The organism is Caulobacter sp. 17J65-9 (genome assembly GCF_010975005.1).
Taxonomy (GTDB): domain Bacteria; phylum Pseudomonadota; class Alphaproteobacteria; order Caulobacterales; family Caulobacteraceae; genus 17J80-11.
Genome location: NZ_JAAIVC010000188.1, coordinates 1 through 6,602 on the forward strand (window position 1 = coordinate 1; position 6,602 = coordinate 6,602).

Genomic DNA, 6,602 nt, shown 5'->3' on the forward strand with positions numbered 1-6,602 from the left:
CGGCGGGCGCGCACGCCCTGCACGCTGGCCACAGCCAGGCTCAGCGCCGCCAGCAGGGCCAGCGCGGCCGTCAGGGGCCGCTTCAGCCACAGCGCGATCACGCCTTGCGCCCCGCCGCGGCGGCCAGGCGCGCCCAGTCCAGCACCGAGGCGCCGGCCAGGTAGAGGGTGGCCAGCACCACGTTGGCGCCGACCAGGGCCAGGGCCACCCAGCGCAGGGCCTCGGCCTCCTGCAGCCGCAGCACGATGGCGGCCAGCAGGGCCGAGTTGGCGGCCGTGGCCGCATAGGTGAACACCCGCCGGAACGTCCAGGTCGGTTCCGGCGGCGGATCCTGTTCGGTCATGTCGGCCTCCTTCAGCGCCAGAAGTTTCTGGCCCGATGCAGCTGGGTTTCGCGGGCCTTCAGCCCGGCCAGGGCCGGGCCGTTGACCGCACGGGTGACGGCGACCAGATCGTCGCGGTCGGCCGCTTCGTTGACGGACTTGCGCGCCCACCAGGCCGCCGCGATCTCGCAGGCGGTCTGCGGCTCGGCGGCCAGGTCGGGCGCGGCCTCCAGGTCGCGGCCGATCCATCCGGAGGCTTCGGCGTAATTGGCCCGGCCGGTCAGCTGCACCAGGCCGCGGCCGCGATAGCGCCAGCCGTCGCCGGACGCCTCGTCGCCGTTGCCCAGCCGCCCGGCGTAGACCCGGTTCGCCACCGCCTGCGGGCCGCGCTTCAGCAGGGCTTGCGCGTCAGCCGCGCCGCGCACGGCCGAGAACATCGCGTCCAGCCGCTCGGGCCGGTAGCGGAAGCTCTCCTCCAGGCGGGTGAAGCCGGCGCTCTCATGGTGCAGCTGGGCCATGAAGTGGGCCACGCGCCGGGGCGTCGACAGGCCGGCGGCGAACCGGGCCGCCTCCAGCGCGCTGGCGAACCGGCGCGCGTCGTGCCAGCCCAGGCCGCGGGCGAAACCGGCCAGGCGCGTGAAGGTGATCGCCGCGCGCGAGGCGGCGGCGAGTGGGTCGAGGGACATGGAAACTCCGAGGATCGGAAGGCGGCGCCGTGCGCGCCGCGGGCGGGCCTCAGCCCTCGCCAGGGCGCCGCTCCGGGCGCAGGGCCAGGCGCAGGTCTTCGCGCAGGTCTTTCAGCGCCTCGGTCAGGGCGCGCACCTGCTCCTGCAGGCGGATCACCTCGTCGCGCGCGCCGTCGTGGGCGGCGACGCGGCGTTCGAGGTCGAGGATCTTCTGGCGGCTGGCGCCCCAGCCGCCGGCGGCCGCCAGCACGGCCAGGGCGACGGTCAGCACGTCGCCCGCGTCGAAAGCGGGCACGTCAGCCCTCCCCCGTGCCTACCTTGAAGCCGATGTTCGTGCCGGTCGACTTCCCGGTCTCGCGGGTGTCGTAGAACATCGGCGTGGCCTGCAGCAGCTTCAGCAGCGCGTCGGCCCGCTTGCCGGGATCGTCCTGGGCGCGGATGAACTCGGCGTAGGCGCGGTCGTAGGCGTCCTGCTGGGCTCCGCGCAGCTGCGCGCCCAGCTGGCCCAACACCCCCGCGCCGGTCAGGCCCAACTGGGCCGCCTGCAGGCCGGCCGTCTGGTTGGCCTGCTCGGCCTGCAGACGCGCGGCGCGGTCCTGGCCCCACAGGTCGGCCGCCCGGTCGAAGGCGCTGGCGCGGATCTGGGCCGAGGCGTCGCTCACCTGCTTCAGGTAGGCCGTGTTGGTCAGGCCCTCGGCCACGCCGTGACGCGCGCCGTTCCAGGCGCCGGCCTGGGTGGCGCCCTGGGCGTCGGCCACCATCTGCCGGTCGCGCGCGGTCGCCGCGTCGCTCAGCACCCCGCCCAGCACCGCCTCGGTGTAGGGGTTGGCGTAGGCCGCCATGTCGGCGTCCGTGAACGCGCCCGCCGAAATCTTGCCCGGGGTGTAGCCTGACGCCCTCGCGGCCAGGTCCGCGGCCGCCGTCTCATAGCCGTTCACGCCGGCCGACAACGGCCCGCCGTAGGCCTGGAACGGCTGGGCCAGCAGGCCGCGCACCTGCCCCGACAGGTCGCCGTAGATCCCCTTGGACCAGGCGTCGAGGCTGGTGTCCGTCGTCGACGAGCTCTTCGTCTTGTTCTTGCCGCCGCTGATGCTGAACGGGATATCCACCATCGCAATTCCTTTCCCAGTTTGGGTTCATGCCGTAGCCGCGAGCGCGCACGACCGTGCGGCCCGCGCGCCGCCGGCGCGCGGGCTTGCGCCCGCGTTCGCTTGTCGAGATGCGCGCCGCCCTGCGGCGCGCCTGGGCGGACCTTCCCCCGCTCCTCAGAGATCCTTTCCCAACACCAGGTACTTCAAACCGTAGCCCTGCTCCTTCAGCCGCCGCGCCCAGCCCGGCCGCCCGGCCACCATCACCGCCGCGCAGCCGTTCGCCCGCGCCCAGGCCTCCGCCTGCGGTCGCAGCACGTCGGCGATCTCGGCGCCGTCGCCGCCGGCGGCCACCGCCTCCAGCACCCGGCGGTTCGGATAGCTGGCGATCTCGGTCACCAGGGCCGCGCCTTCGCCCGGCCAGAACTGCGCCTGCCCCCGCGCCACGCCGGCGCGCAGGTCCTCGACCGTCCAGCCGGCCAGCGAATGCTCCAGCGCCGCCGCCAGCCAAGGCGCGCAGCGGTCCCACGCCGCCAGGCCGGCGGGCGGTTGGGTCGGCTCGATCATGTGAATTCTCCAGGCGAGCGCGGGCACGCCGCGTCGTCAGACGGACGGACCGTCCGCGCCGAAAGGGCCGGACCGACGTTTCGCGCGTCGCCCGGCCGCGTCTGTCGGATCAGGCCTGGGCGGCCGCCGCGCTCAACCCTTGCGCTTGTAGGCGCCTGTCACGTCGGCGTTCCAGCCGCAGGAGCCGGAAATGTCGGCGGAGACCACCTTGGCCACGGCGCCGTCGAACGCCACCACCACCCGGCGGTGCTTCCCTGCCAGGTCGGCGGCCGTCACGCTCATCAGGTCGTTCTCGAACGGCACGAAGTCGGCGACGATCTTGCCGTCCTTCAACGGGCCGACCGCCGCCAGCGAGCAGTCTGCGGAGGTGGCCGCACCCATCGGCGGCGAGCCCGCGGTGAGGTCGATCCGCCACGCCGCGCCGGCGCGCTTGATCCGCATTTCGCCGGCGGCCGGCTTGCTGCGCAGATAGACCCCGCCGACGTCCCCGGCGGCCGCCCCGGCCGCGACCGGAGCAGCTAAAGCCAGGATCAGAACGGCTCCCAAAAGCGCGCGCATGTCGTCCCCCGCACGGCGACTCCGCCGCATGGCCTCGTATAGCACGGGTCGATCAGAAGTCCGTCGGAATCGGCCAGGGCCGCCGCTCGTCCTCCAGCATCTTCAGGGCCTGCGCGCCTTCGCGCTGGAAGCGGGCCGACAGCGACGGCTGGTCCTTCGGGGCGGCGCTGGGGAAGTAGTACAGCAGGCCGTCCGGGCGACGACGCCCCCGCTCCTCGTAGAGAGCCCGGACCAGGGCCGGCTCGAACGCCGGACCGTTCGGGTCGCCCCCGACCCGGCGCAGCGCCTTCACCACCGCGTCGGTTTCGGGGCCCAGTTGCACCGCGGTCGACCAGATCGCGTCCTGCAGGGCGTAGGAGCGGCGCGACAGGTCCAGGCCCGTCGCCGCCGCCACACGGTCGACCTGGGGCTGGTAATGGGTCCGCCGGATGTACTCGTGCTGCGCCGCCTGGAAACGCGCCGGATCCTCCGCCGCCACCGCCCGCCAGACTTCGCTGAAGGCGGCGCCGCCCGGCGCCAGGCCGGCGAACCGCGCCGCCCAGGGCGCGCCCTCGCGGGCCAGGAAGTCCTGGGGCCGCGCGTTGTTGGTGGACAGCTGATAGCTGCCGTACGACACGCCGCCCTTGTCCCCCTTCCCCGTCGAGACCGTCCCCGGGCCTCGGCCGCTCGTCTCATAGGTCGAGGACAGCTCGCCGAGCTTCGGGTTGACCCCGAGATCCGCCAGGGAAGCCGAGGGGGCTGACGGGGCGCCCATCTGCAAGGCGAGCGGACGGCCGGAGAAGCTGCGCGCGGCCGCCTGCTCCATCTCCTCCCAGGTGAGCTGCCGCCCGCCCGCCCCAGCCGTCGGCGCGGCGCGCGGGTTTGCAACGGCGCCTTGCGGCCGGTCCGATTTTCGTGGAGCCATCTACAAATCTCCTGAATTCAAAAGCTTGTGCTCCATCGCTTAGAGCGCGGTCCACACGGTCGCGCCGACGTCGTCGACGCCCAGCGCCCAGCGGGTTCCGTCCGGCGCCACCGCGACCAGGCGCAGGCCCGCCCCCAGCACCAGATCGCCGTCGCGCTTGAGATTGCGCCGATCCTGGGCCTGCAGCAGCAGGCGCACCGCCCCCTGGTCGGCGCGGTCGTAGGCCGCTGGCGCGGCGGGCAACTGCAGGCTCATCGTCTGGCCCCCACCGCCACGTCGACCCTGGGCTCGCCCCAGCGCCAGTCGGCCGGCCGCGCCGGCTCGACCCGCACGGCCGCCTGGCGGGCGGTGAACAGCACGTCGGTCCTGGCCGACAGGTCGTAGGGCCCGTGGGTCGCCGCCGGCCCGTTCGGCCAATCGCGGGTCAGGAAGCTCACCCGCACGTCGCCGCCGGTGCGCTCGTCCGGGACCAGCTGGCGCACCAGGGCCATGCGCTCGCCCGAGCCGAGCTCGAACGGCCCCGACTGAGCCCACGGCCCGTCCGTGCCCGCGTACGAATACCCGGTCTCGTGCTCGTACAGCCGCCCGTCCGCGTCCACCGCCATCGGATGGCGGAACACGCCGGCGTCGACCGCGCAGGTGCGGGCCAGGGCGTGGGTCGCCCACACCCCGTCGCGATAGTTCCACGACACCGCCCGGTCGACCTCGTTGGAGCCGCCCGACGGATAGAACCACCACACCTCCCCGAAAGCGCTGTTGTGGAAGGCGGCGACCTTCGACGCCTGGGCGGCGTTGAAGTCCGAGAACACCTGGTCCGACACCGCCGACGGCAGGGCGCGCACCGTGCCGTCGTAGATCCAGAAGCTCTCGCGCCCCATCCACACGGCCGAAGAGTCGATCGACACCGCAGCCCCCGCCCCGACCACGCCGCAGTCGGCGCCGACCCGCTCGAAGGCGTGCACGAACACCCCGCCGATGAAGGCGGCCAGGTGCACGTCCACCTCGGTGAACAGCAGGGTCCCGCCCCTCACCCGCCGACCGCACTTCAGCGCCCCGTGGGTCTGCAGCTCGACCTCGCCGGCCTGGTTGTCGGGTGCGGCGGCCCAGACCGTGTTGTCGCCCTGGTCGCACCACTTCACCGTCCGCCCGGCCAGGGCGAACAGGAATCGCTCGGCGCTGACCACCAGGGCGTCGGCTGCGAACGGCGCGCCCGTTCCGCCGATCGGCTGGGCCGGTTCGGCGGTGTCCAGCCGCCATTCGAAGATCCGCCCGTCCTCCGGCGAACAGCCGACCAGCCGCTCGCCCCAGGTGTCCAGGCTCCAGACCGTGGCCGCCTGCACCGCGCCCAGGTCCGGCCGCGGCGCCCCGAAGGCGCCGGTCCCGTAGGTCGTATAGCCGTAGCCGCCGACCGCGAGAGCGTCCGCCCTGCCCGCCGTCAGGTCTTCCGGCGTGATGTCGTGCACCGCGTCCGAGGCCGTGCGCGCGTACAGCCGCGAATGCGTGCCGACCGCGCACCAGCGCCCGCCGCTGTTGTCCTTCCAGGCCAGCATGGCGCGCGCGGCGCCCTCCATGGGGTCTGCGTCCGAGCGCGGCCGCCAACCGCCGACCGGCTGCATGGCCCCGTCGGTCCAGCGCACTAGCGAGGCCGCGTTCCAGCGCCCCTTCGCCTCATAGGTCGTGCCGTTGGCGAACACCCCCGGCGGGATCTTGATGGGCACCAGCATCAGGTCTTCACCGCGTACAGCAGCGCCACGTTGCGCGGGCGGGTTTCGGCGCCGGGGCTGGTCAGGGTCGAGGCCACCGGCCCCGACGCGCCGCCGCTGAAGCTGTCGAGCGGGCTGGAGTCGCCGCGCTGGGACGACGAGCGCAGGGTCGAGATGCCGTGTACGTGCGGCCCGACCATGTCCGCCTGGGCCGAGCCCTGCGCGCGGCCGGCGTCGACGCCGCGCCCGTGGTCCCAGCCGCGCACGAACTCGCCGCGCAGGTCCGGCAGGCGGAAGGTGGTGCTTCCGTCGCCCGCGCCGTAGCTGGTCCCAATCGCCGCGAACAGGCCGGCGTAGGTCGCGCGGCTGACCACGGCCCCGTCGCACTCCAGCCAGCCGGCCGGCGCGCTGGCGGTCGCAAAAGCCGAGATCGCGCCCGGCGGCAGCGCCACCAGTCGCACGCCGGCCGCATCCAGCGTCAGCGCCAGGCTCTCGTTCTCCGAGCCGTCGATCACCACCGCGCCGGTCACGCTCAGGGTCCGCGGCGTCTTCCAGCGGTCGGCGGTGCCGGCGTTGCCGGCCAGGTCGGCGTCGGCGAAGGCCAGGGCCCGCGTGGCGCCGGCCGTCCGGTACTTCAGCACGTGGCCGTTGTTCCACAGCTCGCCCGGCGCCGGCGCGACCGGATCGGCGCTGCCCGCCGGCACCAGCAGCGACGCCTGCGACGCCCCGCCGGCGGCCAGGGCCAGCCGCCCGGTCATGGCGCGGCCCCCGTCG

At 74.2% G+C, this 6,602-nt stretch carries 10 protein-coding genes; all 10 read right to left on the reverse strand.

Going from position 1 to position 6,602, the window contains the following annotated elements:
• Nucleotides 1-97: 97 nt before the first annotated feature.
• A complete protein-coding gene (locus tag G3573_RS18930; RefSeq protein ID WP_163263242.1) occupies nt 98-343 on the reverse strand; it encodes a hypothetical protein in 246 nt (81 codons plus the stop codon).
• A gap of 11 nt (nt 344-354) precedes the next feature.
• Nucleotides 355-1,008 carry a glycoside hydrolase family 19 protein gene (locus tag G3573_RS18935; RefSeq protein ID WP_163263243.1) on the reverse strand — a complete coding sequence of 218 codons (654 nt, stop codon included), beginning with the start codon at nt 1,006-1,008 and terminating at the stop codon, nt 355-357.
• 49 nt (nt 1,009-1,057) lie between these two features.
• A complete protein-coding gene (locus G3573_RS18940; protein WP_163263244.1) occupies nt 1,058-1,303 on the reverse strand; it encodes a hypothetical protein in 246 nt (81 codons plus the stop codon).
• A gap of 1 nt (nt 1,304) precedes the next feature.
• Entirely contained in the window at nt 1,305-2,120 is an 816-nt protein-coding gene (locus G3573_RS18945) for a hypothetical protein (RefSeq protein ID WP_163263245.1), read from the reverse strand.
• 153 nt (nt 2,121-2,273) lie between these two features.
• Entirely contained in the window at nt 2,274-2,663 is a 390-nt protein-coding gene (locus tag G3573_RS18950) for a hypothetical protein (RefSeq protein WP_163263246.1), read from the reverse strand.
• 132 nt (nt 2,664-2,795) lie between these two features.
• Nucleotides 2,796-3,221, reverse strand: coding sequence for a hypothetical protein (locus tag G3573_RS18955; protein WP_163263247.1), 426 nt, complete (start codon nt 3,219-3,221; stop codon nt 2,796-2,798).
• Between the two features lie 52 nt (nt 3,222-3,273).
• Nucleotides 3,274-4,125 (reverse strand): hypothetical protein, encoded by an 852-nt coding sequence (locus G3573_RS18960; RefSeq protein ID WP_163263248.1) that lies wholly within the window; start codon nt 4,123-4,125, stop codon nt 3,274-3,276.
• A gap of 39 nt (nt 4,126-4,164) precedes the next feature.
• Nucleotides 4,165-4,380, reverse strand: coding sequence for a hypothetical protein (locus tag G3573_RS18965; RefSeq protein WP_163263249.1), 216 nt, complete (start codon nt 4,378-4,380; stop codon nt 4,165-4,167).
• A complete protein-coding gene (locus G3573_RS18970; RefSeq protein ID WP_163263250.1) occupies nt 4,377-5,849 on the reverse strand; it encodes a hypothetical protein in 1,473 nt (490 codons plus the stop codon). Before G3573_RS18970 ends, G3573_RS18965 begins: the two co-directional genes overlap by 4 nt.
• Nucleotides 5,849-6,602, reverse strand: a 754-nt coding sequence (locus G3573_RS18975) for a tail fiber protein (RefSeq protein WP_205598366.1), incomplete at its 5' end; no start/stop codon positions are given. The genes G3573_RS18975 and G3573_RS18970, both read right to left, overlap by 1 nt.

Excerpts from the sequence above, each read along its gene's own strand:
- G3573_RS18955 (WP_163263247.1), bottom strand. The coding sequence starts at position 3,221 with ATGCGCGCGCTTTTGGGAGCCGTTCTGATCCTGGCTTTAGCTGCTCCG.
- G3573_RS18960 (WP_163263248.1), bottom strand. The coding sequence starts at position 4,125 with ATGGCTCCACGAAAATCGGACCGGCCGCAAGGCGCCGTTGCAAACCCG.
- G3573_RS18930 (WP_163263242.1), bottom strand. The coding sequence starts at position 343 with ATGACCGAACAGGATCCGCCGCCGGAACCGACCTGGACGTTCCGGCGG.
- G3573_RS18950 (WP_163263246.1), bottom strand. The coding sequence starts at position 2,663 with ATGATCGAGCCGACCCAACCGCCCGCCGGCCTGGCGGCGTGGGACCGC.
- G3573_RS18935 (WP_163263243.1), bottom strand. The coding sequence starts at position 1,008 with ATGTCCCTCGACCCACTCGCCGCCGCCTCGCGCGCGGCGATCACCTTC.
- G3573_RS18945 (WP_163263245.1), bottom strand. The coding sequence starts at position 2,120 with ATGGTGGATATCCCGTTCAGCATCAGCGGCGGCAAGAACAAGACGAAG.
- G3573_RS18965 (WP_163263249.1), bottom strand. The coding sequence starts at position 4,380 with ATGAGCCTGCAGTTGCCCGCCGCGCCAGCGGCCTACGACCGCGCCGAC.
- G3573_RS18970 (WP_163263250.1), bottom strand. The coding sequence starts at position 5,849 with ATGCTGGTGCCCATCAAGATCCCGCCGGGGGTGTTCGCCAACGGCACG.